23 protein-coding genes are annotated in these 26,034 nt (G+C 41.1%); 10 read left to right on the top strand and 13 right to left on the bottom strand.

Annotated elements, in window-relative coordinates:
- Position 1: 1 nt before the first annotated feature.
- Together VCM39_RS19330 and VCM39_RS19335 are read left to right on the top strand one after the other, a co-directional pair.
- Positions 2–886, top strand: a complete 885-nt coding sequence (locus VCM39_RS19330; protein ID WP_322933616.1) for a glycosyltransferase family 2 protein — start codon at positions 2–4, stop codon at positions 884–886.
- On the top strand, positions 883–1,980 hold the full coding sequence (locus VCM39_RS19335) for a hypothetical protein (RefSeq protein WP_322933615.1): 1,098 nt from the start codon (positions 883–885) through the stop codon (positions 1,978–1,980). Before VCM39_RS19330 ends, VCM39_RS19335 begins: the two co-directional genes overlap by 4 nt.
- 20 nt (positions 1,981–2,000) lie before the next feature.
- On the opposite strand, the gene VCM39_RS19340 is transcribed toward VCM39_RS19335, so the two are convergent.
- From VCM39_RS19340 to VCM39_RS19350, 3 genes are read right to left on the bottom strand one after another with little or no spacing between them, the layout of a single operon-like run.
- Positions 2,001–3,101 carry a DegT/DnrJ/EryC1/StrS family aminotransferase gene (locus VCM39_RS19340; protein ID WP_221650339.1) on the bottom strand — a complete coding sequence of 367 codons (1,101 nt, stop codon included), beginning with the start codon at positions 3,099–3,101 and terminating at the stop codon, positions 2,001–2,003.
- Positions 3,094–4,074: a GNAT family N-acetyltransferase gene (locus VCM39_RS19345; protein ID WP_322933613.1), complete on the bottom strand. Its 981-nt coding sequence runs from the start codon at positions 4,072–4,074 to the stop codon at positions 3,094–3,096. The genes VCM39_RS19340 and VCM39_RS19345 overlap by 8 nt, the downstream gene beginning before the upstream one ends.
- Positions 4,071–4,457: a sugar 3,4-ketoisomerase gene (locus tag VCM39_RS19350; protein ID WP_002559095.1), complete on the bottom strand. Its 387-nt coding sequence runs from the start codon at positions 4,455–4,457 to the stop codon at positions 4,071–4,073. Before VCM39_RS19350 ends, VCM39_RS19345 begins: the two co-directional genes overlap by 4 nt.
- 277 nt (positions 4,458–4,734) lie before the next feature.
- Between VCM39_RS19350 and VCM39_RS19355 the strand changes: the two genes are divergently transcribed.
- Positions 4,735–6,699, top strand: coding sequence for a biosynthetic peptidoglycan transglycosylase (locus VCM39_RS19355; RefSeq protein WP_322933612.1), 1,965 nt, complete (start codon positions 4,735–4,737; stop codon positions 6,697–6,699).
- Positions 6,700–6,850: 151 nt separating this feature from the next.
- Here VCM39_RS19355 and VCM39_RS19360 read toward each other — a convergent pair whose 3' ends face one another.
- The 5 genes from VCM39_RS19360 to VCM39_RS19380 form a co-directional block, all read right to left on the bottom strand.
- The gene (locus tag VCM39_RS19360; protein ID WP_322933611.1) at positions 6,851–8,059 is read right to left on the bottom strand and encodes a hypothetical protein; all 1,209 of its coding nucleotides are present in this window, start codon (positions 8,057–8,059) and stop codon (positions 6,851–6,853) included.
- 10 nt (positions 8,060–8,069) lie between these two features.
- The gene (locus tag VCM39_RS19365; RefSeq protein WP_322933610.1) at positions 8,070–8,741 is read right to left on the bottom strand and encodes a DUF4476 domain-containing protein; all 672 of its coding nucleotides are present in this window, start codon (positions 8,739–8,741) and stop codon (positions 8,070–8,072) included.
- Positions 8,738–9,067, bottom strand: coding sequence for an outer membrane protein assembly factor BamE (bamE, locus tag VCM39_RS19370; protein WP_221650297.1), 330 nt, complete (start codon positions 9,065–9,067; stop codon positions 8,738–8,740). The genes VCM39_RS19365 and bamE (VCM39_RS19370) overlap by 4 nt, the downstream gene beginning before the upstream one ends.
- 45 nt (positions 9,068–9,112) lie before the next feature.
- On the bottom strand, positions 9,113–9,418 hold the full coding sequence (bamE, locus tag VCM39_RS19375) for an outer membrane protein assembly factor BamE (RefSeq protein ID WP_221650296.1): 306 nt from the start codon (positions 9,416–9,418) through the stop codon (positions 9,113–9,115).
- A gap of 123 nt (positions 9,419–9,541) precedes the next feature.
- A complete protein-coding gene (locus VCM39_RS19380) occupies positions 9,542–10,375 on the bottom strand; it encodes a S1 RNA-binding domain-containing protein (protein ID WP_221650295.1) in 834 nt (277 codons plus the stop codon).
- Between the two features lie 274 nt (positions 10,376–10,649).
- Between VCM39_RS19380 and VCM39_RS19385 the strand changes: the two genes are divergently transcribed.
- The 4 genes from VCM39_RS19385 (at position 10,650) to VCM39_RS19400 (ending at position 14,515) form a co-directional block, all read left to right on the top strand.
- Positions 10,650–11,651: a malate dehydrogenase gene (locus VCM39_RS19385; RefSeq protein ID WP_221650294.1), complete on the top strand. Its 1,002-nt coding sequence runs from the start codon at positions 10,650–10,652 to the stop codon at positions 11,649–11,651.
- A 105-nt stretch (positions 11,652–11,756) separates the two neighbouring features.
- Entirely contained in the window at positions 11,757–12,560 is an 804-nt protein-coding gene (locus tag VCM39_RS19390) for a helix-turn-helix domain-containing protein (RefSeq protein ID WP_289292756.1), read from the top strand.
- Between the two features lie 102 nt (positions 12,561–12,662).
- Positions 12,663–13,034: a VOC family protein gene (locus VCM39_RS19395; protein WP_025866783.1), complete on the top strand. Its 372-nt coding sequence runs from the start codon at positions 12,663–12,665 to the stop codon at positions 13,032–13,034.
- 173 nt (positions 13,035–13,207) lie between these two features.
- On the top strand, positions 13,208–14,515 hold the full coding sequence (locus tag VCM39_RS19400; RefSeq protein WP_322933609.1) for an MATE family efflux transporter: 1,308 nt from the start codon (positions 13,208–13,210) through the stop codon (positions 14,513–14,515).
- Positions 14,516–14,672: 157 nt separating this feature from the next.
- On the opposite strand, the gene VCM39_RS19405 is transcribed toward VCM39_RS19400, so the two are convergent.
- From VCM39_RS19405 to VCM39_RS19415, 3 genes are all read right to left on the bottom strand, one after another.
- Entirely contained in the window at positions 14,673–15,605 is a 933-nt protein-coding gene (locus VCM39_RS19405; RefSeq protein ID WP_221650291.1) for a DMT family transporter, read from the bottom strand.
- Positions 15,606–15,780: 175 nt separating this feature from the next.
- Positions 15,781–16,932, bottom strand: a complete 1,152-nt coding sequence (locus tag VCM39_RS19410; protein ID WP_007482973.1) for an ISAs1 family transposase — start codon at positions 16,930–16,932, stop codon at positions 15,781–15,783.
- A 579-nt stretch (positions 16,933–17,511) separates the two neighbouring features.
- Positions 17,512–18,753 carry an MFS transporter gene (locus VCM39_RS19415; protein ID WP_221650290.1) on the bottom strand — a complete coding sequence of 414 codons (1,242 nt, stop codon included), beginning with the start codon at positions 18,751–18,753 and terminating at the stop codon, positions 17,512–17,514.
- A gap of 468 nt (positions 18,754–19,221) precedes the next feature.
- On the opposite strand from VCM39_RS19415, the gene VCM39_RS19420 reads away from it, so the two are divergent.
- Together VCM39_RS19420 and glsA are read left to right on the top strand one after the other, a co-directional pair.
- Positions 19,222–20,658: a glutamate decarboxylase gene (locus VCM39_RS19420; protein WP_221650289.1), complete on the top strand. Its 1,437-nt coding sequence runs from the start codon at positions 19,222–19,224 to the stop codon at positions 20,656–20,658.
- 191 nt (positions 20,659–20,849) lie between these two features.
- Positions 20,850–21,812, top strand: coding sequence for a glutaminase A (gene glsA, locus VCM39_RS19425; RefSeq protein WP_221650288.1), 963 nt, complete (start codon positions 20,850–20,852; stop codon positions 21,810–21,812).
- Between the two features lie 73 nt (positions 21,813–21,885).
- Here glsA and VCM39_RS19430 read toward each other — a convergent pair whose 3' ends face one another.
- On the bottom strand, positions 21,886–22,659 hold the full coding sequence (locus tag VCM39_RS19430) for a potassium channel family protein (protein WP_221650287.1): 774 nt from the start codon (positions 22,657–22,659) through the stop codon (positions 21,886–21,888).
- A gap of 192 nt (positions 22,660–22,851) precedes the next feature.
- Between VCM39_RS19430 and gadC the strand changes: the two genes are divergently transcribed.
- Entirely contained in the window at positions 22,852–24,447 is a 1,596-nt protein-coding gene (gadC, locus tag VCM39_RS19435) for a putative glutamine/gamma-aminobutyrate antiporter GadC (protein ID WP_221650286.1), read from the top strand.
- 176 nt (positions 24,448–24,623) lie between these two features.
- Here the strand turns inward: gadC and VCM39_RS19440 are convergent, their stop codons facing one another.
- Positions 24,624–25,862: a sensor histidine kinase gene (locus VCM39_RS19440; RefSeq protein WP_221650285.1), complete on the bottom strand. Its 1,239-nt coding sequence runs from the start codon at positions 25,860–25,862 to the stop codon at positions 24,624–24,626.
- Between the last annotated feature and the right edge of the window lie 172 nt (positions 25,863–26,034).

Raw genomic sequence — 26,034 nt, forward strand, 5'->3', positions numbered from 1 at the left:
AATGAAGCCATTACTAAGTATAATCATTCCTTTTTATGGAACGGCAAATAAAAAAATGCTGGAACGTTGTATTACTTCCATCCGCAATCAGGGTATGGAAACAGAGGACTACGAAATACTCATTGAGGATGATAATGGCAAAGGATTGGGTGGAGCGCGTAATATTGGTATTGGTAAAGCCCGGGGAGAATATCTGTTATTTATAGATGCGGATGACTATCTATTTTCGGAAATGCTGCCACAATGTATGGCTCTGCTAACACAACATCCGGATATGATATCTTTTGGATTTCAACAAGTATCACACTCCAATGAAGCAGTTAGAAGTAAAGAAGAAGTTACATTTAAAACCTACCCGACAGGAGCTGCATTTATGAATGAACATAATTTCATGGGTACAGCCTGGAGGCATCTTTTTCTAAGAGAATGGCTTCTCAAACATCGGCTTGTATTCCCTGAAAATGCCTATCACGAAGACGAAGCATTCGTGGCCAAAGCCTATTTCCATGCCGGAACTACTATCATAACAAACTTGACAGTATATGCCTATTATCAGTGCCCCCATTCTATTTTGCACAAGCAGGATGTAACCAACCGTACTCAACGGATACAGAATTTCCGGCAAATACTGACAGATCTGAAAAACTATCTGAAAGAGACAGCTGCAGAAGCTTCTTCACAGCAACAACAGGCGCTACAAAGGAGAATTCATTTCCTCACGATTGACTATATATTACAATTAATACACAACCATTATCCACTTTTGGGATATCCTGCGGCTCTAAAAGAATTAAAAAAACATCAGTTTCTTCCATTACCAAATGAAAAATACTCATGGAAATACTCTGTAGCCCGAATACCCCTCAATCTTTTTGCACTGTTATGAAAATACTACTTCTTGGTGAATTCAGCAATATCCATTGGACCTTAGCAGAAGGACTCCGCACATTAGGACATGAAGTGTGTGTTGTCTCAGACGGTAACCACTGGAAAAATTATAAACGGGATATCTCTCTGTTGCGCCCAACAAATGGTAAAATAGATGGAGTCAAATATCTGGCAAAGGTTTTATTATTGCTTCCTAAATTAAAGGGATATGATATCGTACAAATCGTTAATCCCTGTTTTCTGCATCTGAAACCGGAAAAGAGCCTGCCCATCTATCGTTTTTTACGGAAACATAATAAGAAGATATTCTTAGGTGCCTTTGGTACAGACCATTACTACGTAAAAACCTGTATGGAAACGAATGTCTTTAAATATTCTGATTTCAAATCTCAGGACAAATTCAGAGACACGCCTGTCAACCGTAAAATAATAAAAGAATGCCTGTACGGCGGAACAGCACGTGCCAACAAAGAAATAGCTCAAACCTGCAATGGCATCATAGCCTGCCTATGGGAGTATTATGTATCTTACACTTCATACTTCCCGGATAAATTAACGTTCATCCCACTCCCGATTGACTATTCTGACATTGTTAGCCGGGTACGGCCCGAACCCGAAAAAGTGAACTTTTTTATCGGTATTCAATCTGCACGAAGTGATATCAAAGGAACAGATATTATGTATCCCGTTCTCAAGGAAGTACAACAAAGATATCCGGACCTATGTTATATTACAGAAGCTATCGATACTCCCTATGATACCTATCAACGGTTAATGGATGACGCCGACGTACAATTAGATCAGTTATATTCATATACTCCTTCTATGAACTCTTTGTTAGCTATGGCAAAAGGGATTATCGTTGTGGGAGGTGGAGAAGAAGAAAATTATGAAATAATAAACGAGAAAGAACTACGTCCTATTATTAACGTATATCCTTCCGAAGAAGATATTTTCCGGAAACTGGAATTCATCGTGCAACATAAAGAACAGATTCCAATACTATCAGCACAAAGCATTGAATACGTAAGAAAGCATCATGACTATGTAAAAGTGGCACAACAGTATGCAGACTTTTGGGAAACACATTAATCCCCAGAATACGAACAGATTTATTCAAACTTATTGATTGCCGCAATCACATAGGCCACTTCTTCAACCGTCATCAGGGGAGACATGGGCAAGCTCAATTCTTCACGATGTATTTGCTCCGTCACCGGCAATGAAAGAGCAGCATATTCAGTCAAGGCCTCTTGTTTGTGCGGAGGAATCGGATAATGTATCTGTGTTTGTATTCCTTCCTCCGCAAGGAAAGTCTGCAACCTGTCACGGCAAGATGAAAAGATAGGGAAAATATGAAATACATGCTGCTGCCAGTCATCGACTCGTGGCAAGGTTAATTGCGTATTCTGAATATGCGTCATGTATTGAGAGGCAATCAGGCGACGACGTTCATTGTCAGCATCGAGACGCGACAGTTTCAGACGCAATACGGCGGCCTGAAGTTCATCCAGGCGACTGTTTATACCTTTATAAAGGTGGACATACTTTGCAGAAGAGCCATAATTGGCGATAGAACGGACCATCGCAGCAAGCGACTCATCATTGGTAGTCACTGCACCACCATCTCCCAGTGCACCCAGGTTCTTCGCCGGATAGAAACTGAATCCGGCTGCATCTCCAAGGCTACCGGTACGTTTCCCATTATAAATGGCACCATGAGCTTGTGCCGCATCCTCCACAACTTTGAGATTATGACGTCTTGCTATATCTTTAATGGGCTGCATATCAGCACATCTTCCGTATAGATGCACAGGAAGTATAGCTTTGGTTCGGGAGCTAATCAGGGATTCTATTTTTTCGGGAGCTATATTACATGACAACAAAGAAGGTTCACAGAAAACCGGCTTCATTCCGGCACGGATCACCGCTAATATAGAGGCAATGTAAGTATTGGCAGGAACAATCACCTCATCACCGGGCTGCATTTCTCCCAACTCGCAGTAAGCCATAAAGATAAGAGTCAATGCATCCAATCCGTTACCTACACCTACACAGCAGGTTGTACCACAATAATCAGCAAAAGCCTCTTCAAAAAGATGGTTTTCTTCTCCCTGTAAATACCAACCGGAACGAACCACACGAAGCATAACATCCGACATCTCCGGTTCGAAAGAATCGCTAATACGCTGTAAATCGAAATATTTAATCATCATCCACAGAGTCTAAACAAAGTTCATATGTATCATACATGACCGCACGTCCACCAAATCCTTCTTTCTGGAATATTAATCCCTCATTCAGATAACGTCCTCCATCTTCTACAGAAACTCCAAAATCAAAATAACGTTTCTCTGTATAAATTTGGTTTATCAGGCAGTCAAACAAAAGATCAAGTGCTCCCATATCCCGCCCTCTATCAGTAGAAGCAATATACTGGACATGAGCTACTTCACCAGAGATATACATCACACATCCTCCTACCGTTTCGTTTTTATCGAGTACCCGATAAAGTTTTATTTCTTCCGGGAACAGACGATTAAGGCGTACAATCTCCTCTAACGAATGTACCGGTAATCGATCATGACGTTGTTGCAGATTATGCTCCAGAATAGGCCAGAAAGCACTAAAAGCGTCATCCTGGCAAATGCTTAATCCACTCATATGTGCAAGCTTCAGTTTTCGACGCCGAAGTGTGCTGAAAGGACAGCCTCCACCAGGCATTACAACCGAAGAGATCTTCCGCTCTGTCAGTCGGGCATTCAAGCGAAACAGGGCATACAAATCCTCTTCAGCAGGATATTTATGATATATAAAAGGAATAGTACGATAAACAATCCGCTTTATTCCGGAGGTTTCTTTCAGGTAACGGCACAAAAGATAAAATGCCTCCAGTACTACACTCGCACTTGCCTGATAAGCAAGAACGAACCCGCCATATGTCAAGCCGCCATGCGTACAGTAAGTATCACCCTCCATATTTCCCGGTAATAAAGCGAGCAATCGCCCTCCTTTATAAAACAGCAGAGAATAATCGGTGAAACGATCGGCATGATAATCCATATAATCACGCATAAACAAAAACGTACCGTTTCTGGAGGCAGCCACAAAACTATCCCAAACTATCTTTTGGTCCGATGTATAACGGACAACGCTCAACTGTAAGTCTCGGATAGCAAGTGTCATTTCTTTATATATTCCAGGAATTCGTCGTATGAATTAATATAATTATCAAGGCAGTAGGGATGAGAAGCCAGAACAAGAACAACAGCATCCGGTGAAAAATTACTCATAACCTTCCACATTCCCGGCGGAATTAACAAGCCTTCGGAAGGAGAAGACAGATGATAGTGTTTACGTCCCGTTATATCTTCTGTCCAGATATCAAAACTACCGCTGACAGCCACAAGATATTCGGACAGCTCCGTATTGGCATGTTGTCCACGTTCCTGTCCTTCGGGTACATTATGTATCCAGAACACACGTTCAACAGGAAAAGGTATATCCTGTCCTACCTCAAGAAGGGTCAGACTCCCCCGTTTATCTGTAAATGTCTTTAAACGTTCCATAACTATATAGAATAACGATATTTAGCGGATATTATTATAAGTGGTACTTCAAATTTAATTCATACTATGCCAGTGTTTTATTGAAACGCAAATGATCGCAGATTTTCGCAGATTAGATGGCTTGCTACACTTAAGGGACAATATTCTTTGCGTAAATTTACGATAATCTGCGTTTCAATGATACGATCATTTAATTAGGATACAGTACTTACGAATAATAGTTTATAGTTAACTTTGCAGCCAGAAAATCAAGCTCTAACAAGAAGGGAGAAAGTTTATGCAAAGGTATCAACAAATTGCATTAAAGTCAACAGTAGTCATCGGATGTATTATCATCATTGGCCTGACAGGGTTGTATCTGAGCCGTAACAAGATTATAAGACACTTGGTTGAGCAACGCCTCCAACAGGTAGAACAGGCATATGAATTGCAAATTCAATATGAAGATATACACCTGAACGGTTTTAATGAAATAGTGTTAAATGATTTTTCTATTGTTCCCAAAGGTCAGGATACCCTTCTCCATTTACAATCAGCAAATATTCGGCTCCGGTTTCAGACCATGATTACTAAAAAGATCGAGATAAATGATATAAAGGTAGATGGTCTATATATCCATTTCATCAAAAAGGACTCCACAGCAAATTATGATTGGCTTTTTATGCAAAGACACCCGAAAGTACAACAGTTGAAGCATGCCAAAAAGGAAGATTACGCACAAAAAGCCAACAGGCTTCTAAATCTGATTTTCGGCTTTCTGCCGGCCAATGGTGAATTAAACCGAGTTTGTGTTACAGAGCAAAAGGATAACAATTTCGTCACAATCACTTTCCCCTCACTTCAAATCAATAATAACCATTTCCATTCTGTGATAAAAGTACGTGAAGATACTCTTATCCAGTATTGGATTACTCATGGGGAACTCAACCACCATACACGTACACTACAAATTGAAATGTATCCAAAAGAAGGACAAGCGATTTCACTTCCATCTATTTCCCGACGATTTGATGCAAAGGCTGGCTTTGACACTTTATCTTGCAGCTTAACACAAAGCAATGATAATCGGGTGCTCTCACTCAGTGGCCGGGCAAAAGTCAGCGGGCTGACTGTTTATCATAAAGCGCTCTCGCCGGAAATCATCAACTTAAACCAGGGACAGTTATCTTATCAAATCAACATTTCCGGACAAGCCATAGAGTTGGATAGTATGACTACCGTCACATTCAACAAATTAGATTTCCACCCATACGTACGGATAGAAAAACAAGAAGAAAATTGGCATTTCACAGCTTCAGTAAACAAAACCTGGTTTCCTGCTGATGATTTATTCAGCTCACTTCCCAAAGGATTATTCAGTAACCTCAAGGGCATCAAAACAAGTGGTAACCTTGCCTATCGCTTTCTCTTGGATATAAATTTCGCTTCACCGGATAGTCTGAAATTTGAGTCAGAACTGAAAGAGAAAGATTTTCGTATATTGGAATATGGAGCTACCAATTTAAGAAAGATGTCCGATGAATTCGAGTATACAGCTTACGAAAATGGTCTGCCGGTACGTACATTTCCTGTCGGCCCCTCTTGGGAACATTTCACCCCATTAAACGAAATATCGCCTCTATTGCAGATGTCAGTTTTACAAAGTGAGGACGGGGCTTTTTACTATCATCGCGGTTTTTTGCCTGATGCGATGCGCGAAGCACTGATACACGATTTAAAAGTAAAACGTTTTGCACGGGGAGGTAGTACAATAAGTATGCAATTGGTCAAGAACGTATTTCTTACCAGAAATAAAAACTTTGCTCGAAAATTGGAAGAAGCCCTTATTGTGTGGTTAATAGAAACACAAAGGCTGACATCCAAAGAACGGATGTATGAGGTTTATTTAAACATAGTTGAATGGGGGCCAATGGTATATGGTATACATGAAGCTGCCGCTTTTTACTTTAGTAAACGTCCGTCACAACTGACGACAGAGGAAAGTATTTTTCTGGCTTCCATTATTCCGAAGCCAAAACATTTTCGCAACTCTTTCACTACAGATATGAAACTAAAAGAGAACCTGGAGGAGTATTACCGACTTATCGCCGGACGATTAGCAAAGAAAGGTTTAATAAGTGAATCTGAAGCTGCAGGAATCCAACCGGACATTCAATTGACGGGTCCCGCCAAAGATATAATAAAAGCCTACTCTTCAGAAAAAGAAGAAGAGGAAAATGAGACGGACGACAGCTATGAATAAACAGCTAAAAACAGTTATGCACTTCCCAAACAAATCATAAAACTCCTCTTTCCCTTATTTATATAGAAAAAGAGGAGTTTTTTAATTATCTATTTCCGGAATTACCAATCGTCCCTTTATAATCCCTGATTGATAAGAACTTCCCAATAATTTATCTTCTTGAACTACTTCCCCGTTCAGAAGAGCTGGAAGAAGAACTTCTGCTACTTGAAGATGAACTGGAGGAAGAAGAACTACGTCCGGACTGACCACTGGAAACCGAACTACGACGACTATTACTTGGGGAAGTCGTTTCCCGGTTAGTTGAAGAACTACTTCTGCGGCTACTGTTTCCGGAGTTTGTACTACTGTGGCTTGTACTGCTATTTACCCTGCTACTGCTGCCTGAAGTATTATTATCTCTTCTACTACCTGATGTACTTTCACGATTTGAAGATGAAGAACTACTACTTGGCCGCGTAGTAGGCCGAGAGGTAGAACTTGGCTTCGTTTCAGAATTTCCCGGACGGGTTGACGTCCCCGGAGTAGTACTTGGACGAGTTGTACCGGTACTCGGACGGGTAGTTGTACCGGTGCTTGGACGGGTAGTTGTACCAGTGCTTGGACGGGTAGTTGTACCAGTACTCGGACGGGTAGTTGTACCAGTGCTTGGACGGGTAGTTGTACCAGTGCTCGGACGGGTAGTTGTACCAGTGCTTGGACGGGTAGTTGTACCAGTACTTGGACGAGTTCCGGGTCTGGAAGAAGGCCTTGTACTTGTATTCGGACGAATATTCACCGATCCGAAGTCCGAACGACGATTAGTATGGTACACCCGATCATTTCTCACACTATAGTTTCCTCGATAATAACTATGGTTATAGCGCCCACGATAATAACTTACATTATGAAAATGTGTCCGGTAATGTCCTCCGGAATAACTACGATAATGAGGTGGTTTTGGGAAGTAGAAGTGGTTATGGTTCGTATATGTGATATACACACGGAAGTTCCACCCACCTGTATTAGCATATATCGGACGATAAAAATAATCGAGTCCCAGGAACCTACGATACTGTGAGTCACTCAACACCCAACGCAAATCGTCATTACGCACATCCAGATAATTGTAATAATCATCCAGTGCCCATTCGTATCCGCGTATTACATCGTCCATCAAATAGCGAATGGAATAGATAAAATCAAAATTGATTTCATAGACATCATTATACTGTTGCGTATTCAGGTTTAGTTCATACGCCATCTTATCAGTCAGGAAGCGCGTCTCTTTGCGTACCCTGCTATTACTCATAGCCGCCATACTCATACTGCTCATGGCAGTTATCCCGATGGCAAATAATAGTATAATCAATCGTTTCATAATCGGTATATTATTTTATATTATTACTTTGGTGATATCTTTTTATAAAGTCATTTACTTCTTTCTTATCCGAACTAAATGTCAGTTTGTCCAGTGCCCGGAAGAAGTTTGCTTTATCAGCAATTCTCGGATATATCTTTATAAGGAATGGTTTTCTTTCGCTATCAAACCTGCAAAATTCCAACAAGCGGATACACTGATCGGTAGTAAAATAAGAACTCATTAAAGCATTGTCGAATAAAGCATTGCGGTCGGATTCAAAAGGTTGATTTCTCAATGAATTTATAAACTGTTCAAAGGAATCATCGCTCATTACCGGCTCCCATGGATTAAAATCGTCCGGTCTATGTCCAGGTCGGTCAGGCCTGTGCCCCGGATAATTTGTACCTTCAATAACAATCTCTTTCACTCTCATGCTTGAACAATAAACACGTTCATCCAGCAATAAGTTTTCTCTGTTAAACCGTTCTCCGCGACGGGCAGCATACACCTGTACACGGTAACTGCCTCCGTCCAGGTTGGCAACAAAGCAACTGAATGTAGGTTTACATACCTGCCGTCCATCAATAAACACAACCACTTGTTCCCGAGGACTTTCAATAGAAATGCCATTCAGAGAAAAAGCTTTTACTGAAACCACTGCCAGCAGAAAACAAAAACCAAGTATCAATTTACGTATCATATCTTTTCTATTTTATTTTTATCTGTCCGGGTATGGCAATCACTCTCTTTCTCCAAGTAAGATTTCATTTCCGTCACCCTCCCGTCTACAAAATATACCTTAACTACAGACCAACCGGAAAACACGAACACCCGAAACTCCCACTCCTCCCCTTTGTCATTAAAAGTCCTGTAAGAAGGTGAGCCAAGTACATCTGTTACCTGTTCCAGCGTCATCCCTTTACGAATACTCAGTAACTGTTCGTTTGTAAAGCCTGCTTGAGAAGAGATGCAGCTGCCAAGCAATATCATCATCAACAAGATGCCAAAAGTATGTATCTTTTTCATAATCTGTATTGTTTAAGTGAAACTTTTCTCTTGAAAACATATATTTTAATGTATATGTGGTACCGGCACCGGATGTGTGTACACTTCCCGGACAAATGTATTCATGCCTGATACCCTTCCTTCATCAAACGTAATCACGGTTATTTTAGTTTCTCCCCCAATAACAGACAGACTGTGATACTCCCATTCTTCCATTCCTCTGTCAAAACGACGGTAATCCGGTGTGCCGAAAATCTTTGAGATCTCCTGCCTGCTCATTCCTTCCTGTACTTTCATGATCTTGTTCATAGAACCGCAACCAGCACTTATCACCAGAAGCAACAACATCAATAAAACATGTATCTTTTTCATACCCTATACATTTAAGTAATTCAACTTTTGTGTTTTCTTATACCACAAAAATAGGGTGAGAAAACTCCCCACCCTAATGATTATCTATATTCGTGTATAGGGATTCCCCTATCATGGTTAGGATTATACCAACCGGATTCCATCTTCCTCCAAAACGATCAGGCGTTTCTTGTATAAGTCGCCAACAGCTTTTTTGAAAGTCTTCTTACTCACTTCAAAGGTTTCGTAGATATCTTCTGCAGGGCTTTTATCCGTCAACAAAATCCTACCTCCTTTATCCTTTATATATTGGAACAATGCTTGTGAGAAATCATCTACTTTCCCGAACCCCGGTTTCTGAAGTATCAAATCTATTTTCCCATCCTCGCGAACCTGTTTCACATAAGCCTTCAGTTCCATTCCTGTTTTCAAAGGCTGAAATATTTCGCTGTCATAAAGTAAACCACCAAACTTATTCTCAATAATAGCTTTAAACCCAAGATCTGTTTTTTGCCAGATAAGAATATTAACTTCTTCTCCCGGCTGATACTCTGCTTTCTCTTTGGAAAGATAACGATCTACTTTTGCGGAAGCTACAATGCGATAACTTTCATCATCGAGATGAGCATGGATAATGTATTTATTACCTACCTGCATTTTCATCTTCTGTTCACTGAAAGGCACAAACAAGTCTTTCATCAATCCCCAATTGAGAAATGCGCCAAACTGATTAATCCATGCCACTTCCAGACAAGCAAACTCCCCCACCTGCACCAATGGAGTCAATGTGGTAGCAATCAGTCTTTCTTCATTATCGAGATAGAGAAATACATTCAATACATCTCCTATTTGACAATTTTCGGGTACATAACGAGTAGGCAGCAAAATTTCACCTTCCTCGCCTCCGTCAAGATACATTCCGAAATCGACCTCTTTTACAACCTCAAGCTGGTTGAATTTTCCTAATTCAATGCGCATAATATTCCAGTAGTTAAAATTTATTGGTTAATAGTTAGAATCTATACAACATATTTTCGTAGTCAGAGTCAGATTAAAGGATTTCAAGCTGTCAGTAACTAAATTCCAACTATTATTTTTCGCAAAGATAGTTTATTTAAACGATATCCCTTTCTTCGATATAACTTTTCATTATCAGCCAGAACTTTTTTCAATGAACATTCTGGCGATTAAGTCGTTATATTTGTAGCGTGAACATAAAAACCGCCTATTCATTTATAAAAAATATAAGATTATGGAATTCTTAACCAACGAGAAATTAACGATTGTAGGAGCTGCCGGAATGATTGGCTCAAATATGGCCCAAACTGCCATGATGATGAAACTTACCCCTAACATCTGCCTGTATGACCCGTATGCACCCGCACTGGAAGGTGTAGCCGAAGAGTTATATCACTGTGGATTTGAAAATGTCAACCTCACCTATACTTCTGACATCAAGGAAGCACTGACGGGAGCAGCTTACGTCGTTTCATCCGGTGGTGCTGCCCGTAAAGCTGGTATGACACGTGAAGATCTTTTAAAGGGAAATGCAGAGATTGCCGCCCAATTTGGTAAAGATATCCGCCAATACTGCCCTAACGTGAAACATGTGGTAGTAGTGTTCAATCCGGCAGATATTACAGGATTGATCACGTTGCTTTATTCCGGTCTGAAACCCTCACAGGTATCTACACTTGCAGCATTGGATAGCACCCGTCTGCAAAACGAATTGGTAAAGTTCTTCAAAATACCTGCTTCCAAGATACAAAATTGTCGTACCTACGGTGGGCATGGCGAACAAATGGCAGTATTTGCATCCACTACTACCGTAGATGGTGATACATTGACCAACTGGATTGGTACTACCCACCTGCCCCAAACAGAATGGGAGGCTATCAAACAACGTGTTATTCAGGGTGGTAAGCACATCATCGACCTGCGAGGACGTTCTTCTTTCCAAAGCCCGGCCTATCTTTCTATTGAAATGATCGCTGCAGCTATGGGAGGACAACCTTTCCGCTGGCCAGCCGGCACGTATGTATCCGACGGAAAATTCAACCATATCATGATGGCAATGGAAACGTCTATCACGAAAGATGGTGTCAGCTATAAAGAAGTACAGGGTACTCCTACCGAACAGCAAGAACTGGAAAACAGTTATAAACATCTGTGCAAACTGCGTGATGAGGTCATTGAAATGGGGATTATCCCGGCAATAAAAGATTGGCACAGCCTGAACCCTAATATCAAGTAGGCTTATTTTCTCAAAAGGATTGAATGTCTCTTTTTTACAATCAGAAGAAAAAGCAAAGAAGTATTTTTGCACGTTCTGCATTTATAAAATATCTTTGCTCACAGTATGGAAACATTCAGCCTCATTAAGCCTTGTGCCGCACTAACTCCGTTTATCAAGTATTACTGGATATTACGGATTGATATCTCCGCACCCGTCACGGAACGAACCATTCCTGTCGGGTGCGTTCATTTAACTTTCCATCGGGGTAAACAACTGTTTTCGTCTACCACCCGGCAACTACAGCCACAGGCTTTCATCTGCGGACAATCTAATACTTACGTCGATGTGGCCTCTACCGGAAATATTGATATGATCACTGTTGTATTTCAGCCTTATACACCGAAACTCTTTTTCCGGTTACCTGTCAGAGAAACATATGGAATGAATGTTTCAATAGAAGATATCGGAGACATCGCATTGGCAGACCTGGCTAAACGAGTCGCAGAGACACCGGATGATACACAATGTATAGAACTAATAGAGTACTTTCTGCTCCAACGCTTCTATTCTTCCGCTGAATATAACATAAAGAGAATAGGGGCTACCATACAAGAAATAAACCAGTGTCCCCAACCTGCCATTCACAGTCTGGCCCAGACAGCCTGCCTCAGCGATAAGCAGTTTAACAGGGTCTTCCATGAATATGTAGGCACTACACCCAAAGAGTTTATCCGTATTGTCCGTTTACAACGGGCTTTGTACACATTGCAAACACAGCCGGACATCAATTTTGCCCAACTGGCCTATGAATGCGGATATTATGACCAATCCCATCTTATTAAAGAATTTAAAGCTTTTTCCGGTTATACGCCGGGAGAGTATCTGGCACTTTGTGCACCTTACTCCGATTACTTCTCTACACTCTAAAAGATAGAATGTCCTTTTTTTCCTATCATACGCCGACTGCCGTTCCTACTTTTGCAGTGTCTTTGCAAAGCAAATTAATTAATCATTAAAAAACAGAAGACTATGAGTAAGTTGATTTCATTTTTTGAGATTCCGGCAAGCGACTTCAACCGGGCGGTAAAGTTCTACGAGACAATCTTTGGCATCAAGATGCCGGTAGCAGAGTGTGAAACAGAAAAGATGGCATTCTTTGTTGAAGAAGGTGAAGAACAGAGTGTGGGAGCGATCTCTTATGCAGAAGGATTCAATCCCTCGGAACACGGGGTTCTGATTCACTTCAATTGTGAAAATATAGAGCTTATGACAACAGCAATCACACGTAACGGTGGGAAAATAATCATCCCAAAGACAAAAATCGAAGCCGAAGGACGAGGCTGGTTCGCCGTTTTTGCCGATTGTGAAGGAAATCGCATCGGATTGTATGCCGGAAAATAAGTTTTTTACTATCTTTGCCATATCATCAATTTAAGAAATATCAGTTTGTCTAACTCATGAAATGGCAAATTTGCAGATAGCTACGCTTCGGATGAAATAATAGAGAGTTATTTATTCATTCCGTGGGGATGACTTTTCAGTCATCCTCCTAACGTGTTATTTGCAATTAAATCATGAATTTTACTTATAAACAAATTTGGCTCATCAACTTTCCTGTGATGATGAGCTTACTGATGGAACAACTCATCAATCTTACCGACACTATTTTCCTGGGGCATGTGGGCGAAGTCGAATTGGGTGCCTCGGCACTGGCAGGAATGTATTACATCGCAATCTATATGCTCGGCTTCGGCTTCAGCCTGGGACTGCAAGTGATGATTGCACGAAGAAACGGAGAAGGGAATCTCCAGAAAACAGGGGAAACATTCTGGCAAGGAATGTTCTTTCTGATTACACTGTCGATACTGACATTCACATTCTCCAAACTCTTTTCCCCGGTACTGCTACGGACAGTGATTTCGTCAGACCAGATTTATCTGGCCGTTATCCAATACATAAGTTGGCGGGATTATAGTTTTTTATCCGTATTTCCCATACTGGCATACAGGGCATTTTATGTAGGGATTACAAAAACAAGAGTGTTGACGGTTAACTCCATTCTGTTAGTGACAACGAATACACTGCTCAACTATCTGCTCATCTTCGGCGTAGGTGGATTCCCTCGTCTTGGAATAGCAGGAGCTGCTATAGCCTCATCGGTAGCCTCATCGGTAGCACTGATCTATCTGGTGACATATACACACTTTAAGGTAGATAAAAAGAAATATGGCTGGAGATGTTCGTTCAATTTCCCGTTACTCAGACAGTTGTTTCAGATTTCAAGCTGGACAATGATCCGGTCATTCTTCTGTATTGCTCCGTGGTTTCTGTTTTTCATAGCCATCGAGCATTTAGGAGAAAGGCAACTCGCAGCAGGAAATGTAGTAAGGAGTGTCTCAGTAATCCTGTTCGTTATTGTCAACTCATTCGCCACAACCGGGATCTCACTGGTCAGCAATCTGATCGGAGCAGGACAAACGGAAAGTGTAATGCCGGTATGCTGGAAAACGGTAAAGCTGAGTTATGCGGTAGGAACTCCGTTTATACTCGTAGCAATACTGATGTCCAATCAGATTTTAGGGATTTATACAAACAGTAAAGAGGTAGTTGAAACAGCCATCCCACCATTCCTGCTGATGTTATCTACCTATTTTCTTGCCACGCCAGCCTATACATATTGCAATGCAATCATTGGAACCGGAAAGACAAAAACAGCCTTTATTTTCCAAATGATAACAATTACCATTTATCTCGGATATCTGTATGGATTAGCTTCCAGTGAGTTACCATTAGTGATCTACTGGACGGCGGAACAATTGTATGTACTATTACTATTAGGATTGGCCTTGAATTATTTGAAAAAAGGAAGCTGGAAACGATAAGTGTTTCAAAGCAAGTATCCAAGAACATTGCCTCTACATGGCAGAGGCAATGTCTCTATATAATAAAGACATTATCCCATACAATAAAGGCATAGTCTGCGTGCAGGTTATATATCTACTGCATGCAGGTTACGCCTATCCTGAATATACTCTATTACTACTTATTTACCGGCGTAGCCATAGGTGTACTTTTATCTTTACTTTCAGCCACCTCTACCAGATAAACTCCAACACAGATAAAGAGAATTGCAAAAGTCTGAGTCCAGCTAAAACGATCTTGTCCCAGAATCAAAGAAGCAATAGTAGCCACAATCAATATCAAATAACCATAAATGGCAACCACCGTTGTTTTCAGATATTTCAAGCCGATAGGCAACAGCATGTAACTGATTGTGGTAGGGAATATTAGTACAAACATCAATACGGCAAACGGTAACCAATGGAAAGGTAACGAAAATACAGGAGCATCGAACCCTGTAATCATTGATACAATAAGACCGGATACTGCCGAACCGCTAAAAGTATACTTCAACATTGTAATAGGACCTACAGCAGAAAGAATGCGCTTACTCATCACCAGATAAATGGCATAAACCACAGAACTGAACAGACACAACATATTACCGACAAAAGCATCCGAAGCAAGATCATCACTCCGTTGTGTAAGGATACAAACCAATGCACCGACAAGAGCAATGGATATGCCCACTATTTTCGAACCGGTTGCCTTCTCGTGATAAAAGAAAATCATAATGAGAAACACCCAGATAGGCTGAAGACTCGTGAAAATGGAACTCGACACAGGAGTCGTTTTACTAAGACCAATCAGATAAAGAAACATAAAGCCATAGAGCCCTAATGCTCCCAATAAGAATAATAACCATTTATCCTTACGGGAGGTCTTTTCTTCGGGTGGAGCAAACCAGCCAATAATCCAGAAAGCGACTGCAGCAAAGGTACAGCGGATCGTAGCTCCGGTAAGCGGACTCATCCACAAAGGAAGTAGATATTTAAGGGCATTCATATTTAACCCACTGAATACTTTTGATATAGCCATGTACAGATTGGCTTCCAGTTTCTTATTCTTCATACTTATTGTTTTAGGTGCTTGTGCTTCCCGCACGGGGAGGCTCGGCAAGCGATGTTAGTTATTATATCGTTTTACGCTAAATGTTGTCTGGCATTACTATCTATCTCTTTCTCCGGTATCGATAAAGCTATATCTCGTAGAGTAACGTAGGAAGCCTCGGTACAGGGCCGACGCATTAAAATGCGCTGTCCTGTAAAAGTGTTGACAGGTATTTTTCATCCCATCCTGCTTTCAGCCTTTTGAGATTCATGCTTCCTTTTGTGACTTTATCATTCTTCAAAATGGTGAGCGCCATTTTTGTAACTGCCGAGAAATTTCTTGCTGCATTCTGCACTTTCTTGCTGTAGTCTTCCCTGAAGGTAACATCCAGTTGCCAATGCAGATTGTTTTCAATGGACCAATGCTGCCTAATGGCATTGGCTATTTCCTCCGGGTTAGTATTTTCAAGTGAAGTTATATAATACCTCGTTTCTTCAGTACGTTCCCCCGTTGCCAAAATTATCCTTTCGGATTTCATGCCCACTATTGACCTCAATCCCGCAAATTTGTCCTTAAACATCGGCTCCATGACCGGACCATAACTGACTACAGTACAGACTCTTGTTTCAAGCCTGCCATGTCCTGTACTTTCGCTGGTATGCCGGGTAACCCTATTGAGAATCACATTTCTGTTTTCATACCCATCAATTATTTTCTTGGCTAATTCATAACTGCTCTTTTGATTTTTCTTTAAAGCTATTATATAGTTTGAATTCCGTTCAATAATGGCTTTTGTTATTTCCAACTGACAGCCCATGGCATCAATAGTGACGATACAATCATCCAGATCCAAGGCATGGATTAGCAGAGGAACAGCTGTGATTTCATTACTTTTATCATCCACTTTTACCTGACCCAGAGAAATACCGTTAGCTGCAGACCATGCTGAAACCATCCAGAGCTTAAAGCCTTCTTTGCCGGTAGTATGTTCATCATTACATTTGCTAGGACCACGCATTAGTTTTCCATCGATGGCTACAACACCTTTAATCTCCTGACACACTTGTTTCACCCAATTGCGGAAAATCAACTCAAAATAGGATGGTTTTATAATGCTGAAGAAACGATTAAAAGTATCATGGCTGGGGATAACTTCTAAATCGGGTATTCTACTTTTAAAAAAATCGAATTTAGCATGGCCAAATTCTTCAATCTCATTCCAAGACTGAGCACCACAGATGACAGCAGCAATGGATACATATATGATCGTTTCCATTTTATGTAACTTTTTACGATCCATCCGAGGGTCCTCTATTTGCTTACAAATGTCAATTATACCTATTTTCATGTCAATTACTGTTTAATATTACCATGTAAATATACGAAATATAAACGAAATAAAATAATACTAAATAATTAATATTCAATTAAATAACAATAAGAAAAGTACATATGCAATAGTAAATTATTTAATGCGTCGGCCCTGAGCCTCGGTATGTAACGTTGTTTTAGATGTACATGTAAAGCAGTACGACATGTGCATGTGGGACAGTACGACATGTGCATCTCATGCAGCTTTACATGTACATGTAAAACAAAACTGTGCACCGGGAAAAGGAACGCTCCTTTCTGAGAAAAACAAAGTACAACACCGGGCAAAAGGGTCGATACCGTTTAGGGGTACTTCCGCTACCGAAAAGATATGCCCATAATCTTCGTTACGAATCAGTTCACCACAGAGGACACAGAGGGCACAGAGATATTATTTTCTCTGATGAGACGCGGATGAACGCAGATTAAAAAACTGTAGTTCTTTATTTTATCGTTATTTTCCTTTGCGAGAATCTGCGTTCACCTGCGTTTCAATGAAGATTTAAAACTCTGCGCCCTCTGTGTACTCTGTGGTAAAATACCATACGGTTTTAAGCTATTTCAAACCATCATCAAACAGGAATGTATTCCGCTTACGATAGGCCCATATTAGTGCTACAATCGTTATAACAAGATTAAATACAAACGCAAACTGCTGAGATTTAATATGGAATACTGTTGACTGAAAGAAATCTATAATAAACGGACAAAGCAAAATTGCCAGATAATTCATCATCATCACAAAAGCCAGTGCCAGCGTTGCTTTCTTCGGAATAGCAGTATGAGTGGTTTTATCATATATAACAGGTTGTATCACCCCATATCCTAACCCTACAAGAATACATCCCGGAGCTATCACCCACTCTTTGGGCGACAACCAGATAAGTGCCAATCCAACGGCGATGCACAATAAACTGTAAAACTTCGTCTTCTCACGAAAAAGTCCCACTATCTGATTCAAAAAGAAACCCGGAGCCATAATAGCCAGAAAGAACAGCGAAATCATAATACCAGAATTACCACTTGAAAAATGATATTCCTCCATCAGGAAAGGAAGATTAAAAGTAACAATAAGCGCCAGATAAGTAGCAAGCCCATAGAACAGCATCACCTGCAAAAGATATTTCACATTTATACCCCGCTTATATTTTGCTACTTCAGGATCAACCGCCGTATCGGCCTCCTTCTCTTCCGTATTAGTTATTGAAGCAGCCCCTTCCTCACTAATCATACTACGCTTGAGATAAACGGACAGCACCAACGAAGCCAATGGGAGCAGGTATACCACAAATGGCAAATGCCAGTTCACCTCTGCCAGATAACCGGTGACAGCTGTAGCTATCACTAACGTAAAATTCGTAATAGCAGAACTAAATCCGAACTGCTTCACCCGATAAGGACCTGTGAAATATTTAGAAATAAGCCCCGTGCTAAGGGGGATAATCATTCCCGAGCCTACCCCAAGCATGGCACTGATAGCAATAAGTTGCCACATTTCACTGGCAAGCAGATAAAGAATACCACTCAGGGCAAAAATAGCAAGCCCCACTTGCAGCAAACGAATAAAATTAACTCGCTCCGTCAGTTTTCCCGCCAGAATAATAAAAGGAATGATCAGCAGAGAAGGCAAAGATGAAAGCATCTGAACATCAAGCTCCGTGGAATGAGGAAAGATGACAGACAATTTTCCAAGGATAGGGCTAACGGCCAAGCCAGGTAGAGCATTCAGAGCAGATATAGACCAAATGCCGATAAGGGTGATAAGGGGAATGGTGCCCCGTCCTGTTTGTATTCTCATATTCTCTTTAATATTTGGGGTTTAGATTTGACAACAACAACGCATCCCCCCAGAAAGTTCAGTGCTTCCCGCACGGGGAGGTTTCGGCAGGCGGTGCTTCCCGTACGGGGAAGTTCGCCAGGCGATGATAGCCTTGAAATGCAGATTAACGCAGATTGCTACAAAGGAAAACAAAAATAAGAGAAAGAATAACCGGATTTTAATCTGCGATAATTGGCGTTAATCTGTGTTTCATCAGAGATTTAAAACTCCGTGTTCTCAGTGTCCTCTGTGGTGAATTTACCTCATTATTCATTCTTTATACAGTTAGAGTATCGCCTGCCGAAACCTCCCCGTGCGGGAAGCACGAAGCACAATAAACGCAAAATAATGTAAAATGGCTAAACTTTAAAAATCCCATACTGTTGTTGTGGAAAATTCGACGGGGAAACTCCCCATCGCCTAAACCTAACTAAAAACAATCGTAAAATGGAAGATTTAAATTTCAGAAAAGGTGATGCCAAGACAGATGTATTTGGTTCAAACAGAATGTTGCAACCCTCTCCGGTAGAGAAAATCCCCGACGGCCCCACAACTCCTGAGATTGCCTATCAGATGGTGAAAGATGAGACATTTGCACAGACTCAACCCCGGTTGAACCTGGCTACTTTCGTCACCACTTATATGGATGAATATGCCACTAAGCTGATGAACGAAGCAATCAACATCAACTATATTGATGAAACAGAATATCCGCGTATCGCTGTCATGAACGGAAAATGTATCAACATCATGGCCAACTTGTGGAATACTCCTGAAAAAGAGGACTGGAAAACAGGTGCGTTAGCTATCGGTTCTTCCGAAGCTTGTATGCTTGGTGGTGTTGCCGCATGGTTGCGTTGGCGCAAAAAACGTCAGGCACAAGGTAAACCGGTAGACAAACCAAACTTCGTTATCTCAACCGGATTCCAGGTAGTATGGGAAAAATTCGCCCAACTGTGGCAGATTGAAATGCGTGAAGTACCTTTGACACTGGAAAAAACAACCCTCGATCCGGAAGAAGCACTGAAGATGTGCGACGAGAACACCATTTGTATCGTTCCTATCCAAGGCGTTACATGGACAGGACTGAATGACGACGTAGAAGCTCTTGACAAAGCACTCGATGCTTACAATGCCAAGACCGGATATGACATTCCTATCCACGTAGATGCCGCCAGTGGTGGTTTTATCCTTCCATTCCTGTATCCCGAAGTAAAATGGGACTTCCGTTTGAAATGGGTACTTTCTATCAGTACTTCCGGTCATAAATTCGGTCTGGTTTATCCGGGTCTTGGTTGGGTTTGCTGGAAAGGTAAAGAATATCTCCCCGAAGAAATGTCTTTCAGTGTAAACTACTTAGGTGCAAACATCACACAGGTAGGTTTGAACTTCTCCCGTCCTGCTGCTCAGATTTTAGGACAGTACTATCAATTTATCCGTCTGGGATTCCAGGGATACAAAGAAGTGCAATACAACTCACTGACCATTGCTAAATACCTCCATAGTGAAATAGCCAAGATGATGCCATTCGTGAACTACTCAGAAGATGTAGTGAACCCACTGTTTATCTGGTACATGAAACCGGAATATGCAAAGGATGCTAAGTGGACACTATATGATTTGCAGGATAAGCTGGCTCAGAGTGGCTGGATGGTTCCGGCATACACATTGCCTACTAAGTTAGAGAATTACGTCGTTATGCGTATCGTTGTCCGTCAGGGATTCAGCCGAGACATGGCCGATATGTTATTGGGCGATATCAAAAATGCAATTACCGAACTGGAGAAACTGGAATATCCTACTACTACCCGCATTGCTCAAGACAAGAACCTGCCCGTAGCAACAAAGGTATTCAACCATACCGGTAAACCACAAAGTAAATAAAGACATTTACGATTAGACGATGTAATAATTGACGATTAGACGATTGACAATGTACGATTGAAGAATCTCCGGAAATCACAATGAGAGTAATTTCAATTGTAAATCGTAAATTGTCTAATCGTAAATTATTCAAATCATCTAATCGTAAATTCTTCAATTGTCTAATCGTAAATCATAAAGCTTTTTATTTTATGAATAAGATTTCTATATCCCAAATAAAAGAAGTGGTACAGCAAGCCTACGAACAGGTGAAAGGAAATACAGACGGGAAGAATGCCGATTATATACCTTATCTGGCTAATATCGACAAAAACCTGTTTGGTATTAGCATCTGCCTGCTGAATGGCCAAAAGATTACCGTCGGTGATTACAATTACCGTTTCGGTATCGAATCAGTATCCAAAGTTCACACTGCCATTCTGATTCTTCGTCAATATGGAGCTCAGAAAGTGTTGGACATGATTGGTGCTGATGCAACCGGACTACCATTCAACTCTATCATCGCCATCCTTCTGGAAAACGATCATCCTTCTACTCCATTGGTAAACGCCGGAGCAATCTCCGCCTGCTCCATGGTGCAACCGGTAGGTGATGCTACTCAGAAGTGGAATGCAATTGTGGAGAATATAACAGACCTTTGTGGTTCGGCTCCTCAATTAATTGACGAGTTATACAAGTCCGAATCTGCAACGAACTTCAACAACCGCTCTATTGCATGGTTATTGAAGAATTACAATCGCATCTATGATGATCCCGAAATGTCACTCGACCTGTATACACGCCAGTGTTCACTGGGAGTTACAGCAGAAATGCTGTCTGTTGCTGCCGGTACGGTGGCCAACAGCGGTGTGAATCCTGTGACTAAAAAACAAGTACTCGATGCCAGTCTGGCTCCGAAAATTACCTCTATGATTGCTTCCGTAGGTTTCTACGAACATACGGGCGACTGGATGTATACTTCCGGTATTCCAGCAAAGACCGGTGTAGGCGGTGGCGTCATGGGTGTATTCCCAGGCGTAATGGGTATTTCCGCATTTGCTCCTCCTCTTGATGGTTCGGGCAACTCCGTAAAGGCACAATTAGCTATCAAATATATAATGAATAAGCTGGGGTTGAATGTGTTCAACGGCGAGCAAGTTACTGTAGTTGAATAAAAGTTCTGTCCTTTTTTTGTAGGGGTTACTGCCTGTATAGGTAGTAGCCCCTTTTCTTTGAAGGAAATAATCCTCAAGATTCAGCTGTATTATCAGATCCAACGGATTGTGGTGCGGTTACTACTTTTCCATTATCTTCCATCTGCTGATAATACTCTTCTTTCTCCTTATTCTTTTTCTGGATGAGACTTGTGACGTATACAGTGAATATAGGAAACATCATCATACCCAATGCCGCCAGTAATACGGAGAGTACCCGGCCGGTAGCCGTTACCGCTATAATGTTGGACCCAACTGTAGTTACATCCATAAATGCCCACCAGAGCGCATCACCATAACCCGTTACCAGTGGGTTTACTTTATGCTCCATCACAAAAAAAGCCAGGCTGGCAAAATAAACCGTAGCCAGCAACATCGTCAGATAGGAGACAAAAAGGCTGGATGCTTTATTGTAAGTCAGCCATCCCACAACAATCGCCATTGCATATCCGCCACGTACCAAAGGAATAAAACGAAGCATATAAGTAATTTCAGGTGAGAAGGTCCACCCCATATAAGCTATAATATTCTGATAAGGAATAGCTACCAGCAAGAAGAGGAAATGGGTACTAAAATAGCGCAATTTATCTTTGGCAAGAAAGAGTTCGAGAATGAAATCGAACAGAAACAAGATACATATCCACAACTGCACCTTCATATACAGTGATTGGGTATAAAAAGGGATACCTTTGAACGTATCCACAGAGATACTGATGACTAGAAAAAGAGATAATAATAGTATAATGACATGCAAAATGCCATATATTCCCCTTCTTCGCAACGCAAAATCGGAAAGTGCTGTCTTCATATAAATGCTATTTTTTTAGGTGATTATACATCTTTATTATACAAGTATAGGAAACAACACAAGTACAAGCTTTGTTTACTGGCCCGTGTATGTTAATTAACCAAGTTTGACAGTCTCCTCCGAAAACATCTCTCCCTGAATGTTGTTATAAAACAGACTTAAAAATATTTTTCACTTATAAAACCTTAACTTATGGCAAATATTAAACAAGTAGCAAAACTGGGGGTATTCACCCTGGCTATTATGAATGTAACGGCAGTCGTCTCCCTGCGTGGACTTCCTGCTGAGGCCGTATATGGTATGAGCTCGGCCTTTTACTATCTTTTCGCAGCCATCGTTTTTTTAATCCCGACTTCACTCGTTGCAGCCGAACTGGCTGCCATGTTTCAGGATAAACAAGGTGGTGTATTCCGCTGGGTAGGCGAGGCCTACGGCAAAAAATTCGGTTTCCTGGCCATTTGGGTACAATGGATTGAAAGTACAATCTGGTATCCTACCGTTTTGACATTCGGTGCCGTTTCCATCGCTTTCATCGGAATGAACGATACCCACGACATGTCACTGGCAAGCAACAAGTATTACACACTGGCCGTTGTGCTTATCATCTACTGGCTTGCTACCTTCATCTCCCTCAAAGGTATGGGATGGGTAGGTAAAGTTGCCAAAGTCGGCGGTATGGTTGGAACCATCATCCCGGCAGCCCTATTGATTATTCTGGGCATTGTTTATCTGGCAACCGGAGGAGTATCCAACCTCGATTTCCATAGTAGTTTCTTCCCCGACTTTACTAAATTTGATAACGTAGTGCTCGCAGCAAGTATCTTCCTCTTTTATGCCGGTATGGAAATGGGCGGTATCCACGTAAAAGATGTGGAAAACCCCTCTAAGAATTATCCGAAAGCCGTATTTATCGGTGCATTGATTACAGTACTGATTTTCGTATTAGGTACTTTTGCACTGGGCGTTATCATCCCGGCCAAAGATATCAGCCTGACACAAAGCTTACTGGTAGGTTTCGATAATTACTTCAGATATATCCATGCTTCCTGGTTGTCACCGATCATCGCTATTGCATTGGCATTCGGTGTACTTGCAGGTGTACTGACCTGGGTTGCAGGTCCGTCAAAAGGTATCTTTGCCGTAGGTAAGGCCGGCTATATGCCTCCTTTCTTCCAGAAAACCAATAAGATGGGTGTACAGAAAAACATCCTGTTCGTACAAGGTATCGCTGTTACAGTACTGAGCCTTCTCTTCGTTGTTATGCCTTCTGTACAAAGTTTCTATCAGATTCTGTCTCAGTTGACAGTTATACTTTATCTGGTCATGTATCTGCTTATGTTCTCTGGCGCTATCTATCTGCGTTACAATATGAAGAAAGCCAACCGTCCGTTCCGTATCGGTAAAAAAGGAAATGGCCTGATGTGGTTTGTGGGTGGCCTCGGTTTCTGTGGTTCATTGCTCGCATTTATATTGAGCTTTATCCCACCCAGCCAGATTTCTACAGGTAGCAATACCGTATGGTTCACCGTTCTTATTGTAGGTGCAATCGTCGTAGTTATAGCTCCGTTCATTATCTACGCTTCAAAGAAACCGTCATGGGTTGACCCGAATACCAGCTTCGAACCTTTCCACTGGGAAGAACAGGCTAAACCGGAAGTAGCAACAGCTACAGCAACAACAACCGCCGCCACTGCAACTACCGCAACAGCTAAACCTGCTCCGGCATCCGGTACAGCAACACCGACTTCCGGCACTGCTGCAAATGACGAAAGTACTCCTAAAACTTAAAAGGATATTTGTATAATGAATGAGGGATATACCGGGAATTATTTCCGGTATATCCCTCATTCATTTATCTATAAACAGGAAAGCTGTCTTCTGTTACCGGGATACGATACGAAGAACTTAGCCTACCTAGTGCCTGTATCCTCTGAAAGTAGGAAAAGAAGCAAATGTTATCAGATTCAAGATTCTGAAGTCAATGGCAAAACAAACCAGAAAGTAGATCCTTCACCCTGCTGTGACCGGACTCCTATTTTACCACCTAATTTCTCTACTACAGTTTGTGAAAGCGTCAATCCCAATCCGGTTCCCGGGACCTCCCGATCCAGCTTGGTAAAACGGCTGAATATCTTACTCTGTTCTTCAGAAGAAATTCCAATTCCGGAATCCCGTACGTAGCAATACAGTTCTTTTCCATCTCTCACCCGACAACCAAAACAAATCTCTCCCTTTTGGGTAAACTTCATTGCATTTGTCAACAGATTCATAAATACCTGCATAATACGCTGCCGCTCTGAATATATGGTCAGTTCTGCCAGATCAGCCTCACACACCAACATAACTTCGGGCTTCTCTACCAGCCGGATATTAAATAAAGCATATAATTCTCTTAACAGATCATTAGCATTAAATTCCGAATAATGAAAATCAAAACTCCCGGCTTCAATCTGCGAAAGATCAAGAATATCGGAAATCAACTGCAACAAACGGTCACTATTCTGATTAATGATATCAGTATACATATTCTTTTCTTCCTCACTTGATGCTGTAGCCAGTAAACTGGAAAAGCCTACAATAGCATTCATCGGCGTACGGATCTCATGGCTCATATTGGCAATAAATGCGTTCTTTAACTTATCACATGAGCGCGAATTCTCCTGTTCGAGCTGCAACAACCGCTGTGTATTCCTGAGTTCACTGATATCATAAACAGTCAATAACATCAGTTCTTCATCATTTGTATTCAAATAATTTCCTGATACATGTACGTCACATGGAATAATCTGCTTATTATTCTGACTCACTATCTGCATAGATGCCTCAAAGCGATCAAAATTCTCCCTTTTATAAAAAGCTCTGCCAATAGCAACCCGCACTCCACAAACCTTACAACATGCATGGGTACCACATTCCCCCGATTCTACTGCATTCTTACAGTGAAGCAAATCTCCCACCCGCTTTATACTTTTATCTTCTTCGATACCATTCAGCGAGTAATAGTTTGTCTTCTGTACAACAAAATCCTTACCTATCAGTAAAAGATAAGCGTTCACATTCCGGAAAATCAAATCTTCTTTCTGCCGTTCTCTACTGTTTTCTCTCTCTCTCCGACAGACTTTTTTCTGTCCTTGCTGATATTTGACTGTAATAAAGATACCATAAACTAAAAAAAATCCGGCAGTAATATAAGGTATTAGCATGTTATGTTTGCAATGTCTGTTTATTATAATCTTGTCTTATTTGAGCGTAAAAATATAAAATATCTCAATCCTTTTTTATTTTGCAGGATATTTATTTGCAGTACCCTAAAACAAAATAGTCAGAAATGTAAAAAACCTGCATTTTTTTCTTGAAGTTATTGCAGTATTAAAA

The sequence above is a fragment of the Bacteroides mucinivorans genome (assembly GCF_034654355.2).
Lineage (GTDB): Bacteria > Bacteroidota > Bacteroidia > Bacteroidales > Bacteroidaceae > Bacteroides > Bacteroides nordii.

Coding starts and splice junctions, on each gene's coding strand:
- VCM39_RS19380 (WP_221650295.1), bottom strand. CDS start 10,375: ATGCGCATTGAATTAGGAAAATTCAACCAGCTTGAGGTTGTAAAAGAG.
- VCM39_RS19420 (WP_221650289.1), top strand. CDS start 19,222: ATGGAAGATTTAAATTTCAGAAAAGGTGATGCCAAGACAGATGTATTT.
- VCM39_RS19345 (WP_322933613.1), bottom strand. CDS start 4,074: ATGACACTTGCTATCCGAGACTTACAGTTGAGCGTTGTCCGTTATACA.
- VCM39_RS19400 (WP_322933609.1), top strand. CDS start 13,208: ATGAATTTTACTTATAAACAAATTTGGCTCATCAACTTTCCTGTGATG.
- bamE (WP_221650296.1), bottom strand. CDS start 9,418: ATGAAAAAGATACATGTTTTATTGATGTTGTTGCTTCTGGTGATAAGT.
- VCM39_RS19360 (WP_322933611.1), bottom strand. CDS start 8,059: ATGAAACGATTGATTATACTATTATTTGCCATCGGGATAACTGCCATG.
- VCM39_RS19395 (WP_025866783.1), top strand. CDS start 12,663: ATGAGTAAGTTGATTTCATTTTTTGAGATTCCGGCAAGCGACTTCAAC.
- VCM39_RS19350 (WP_002559095.1), bottom strand. CDS start 4,457: ATGGAACGTTTAAAGACATTTACAGATAAACGGGGGAGTCTGACCCTT.
- VCM39_RS19405 (WP_221650291.1), bottom strand. CDS start 15,605: ATGAAGAATAAGAAACTGGAAGCCAATCTGTACATGGCTATATCAAAA.
- VCM39_RS19330 (WP_322933616.1), top strand. CDS start 2: ATGAAGCCATTACTAAGTATAATCATTCCTTTTTATGGAACGGCAAAT.
- glsA (WP_221650288.1), top strand. CDS start 20,850: ATGAATAAGATTTCTATATCCCAAATAAAAGAAGTGGTACAGCAAGCC.
- VCM39_RS19415 (WP_221650290.1), bottom strand. CDS start 18,753: ATGAGAATACAAACAGGACGGGGCACCATTCCCCTTATCACCCTTATC.
- VCM39_RS19335 (WP_322933615.1), top strand. CDS start 883: ATGAAAATACTACTTCTTGGTGAATTCAGCAATATCCATTGGACCTTA.
- VCM39_RS19340 (WP_221650339.1), bottom strand. CDS start 3,101: ATGATTAAATATTTCGATTTACAGCGTATTAGCGATTCTTTCGAACCG.
- VCM39_RS19365 (WP_322933610.1), bottom strand. CDS start 8,741: ATGATACGTAAATTGATACTTGGTTTTTGTTTTCTGCTGGCAGTGGTT.
- VCM39_RS19390 (WP_289292756.1), top strand. CDS start 11,757: ATGGAAACATTCAGCCTCATTAAGCCTTGTGCCGCACTAACTCCGTTT.
- VCM39_RS19385 (WP_221650294.1), top strand. CDS start 10,650: ATGGAATTCTTAACCAACGAGAAATTAACGATTGTAGGAGCTGCCGGA.
- VCM39_RS19410 (WP_007482973.1), bottom strand. CDS start 16,932: ATGAAAATAGGTATAATTGACATTTGTAAGCAAATAGAGGACCCTCGG.
- VCM39_RS19430 (WP_221650287.1), bottom strand. CDS start 22,659: ATGAAGACAGCACTTTCCGATTTTGCGTTGCGAAGAAGGGGAATATAT.
- gadC (WP_221650286.1), top strand. CDS start 22,852: ATGGCAAATATTAAACAAGTAGCAAAACTGGGGGTATTCACCCTGGCT.
- VCM39_RS19440 (WP_221650285.1), bottom strand. CDS start 25,862: ATGCTAATACCTTATATTACTGCCGGATTTTTTTTAGTTTATGGTATC.
- VCM39_RS19355 (WP_322933612.1), top strand. CDS start 4,735: ATGCAAAGGTATCAACAAATTGCATTAAAGTCAACAGTAGTCATCGGA.
- bamE (WP_221650297.1), bottom strand. CDS start 9,067: ATGAAAAAGATACATACTTTTGGCATCTTGTTGATGATGATATTGCTT.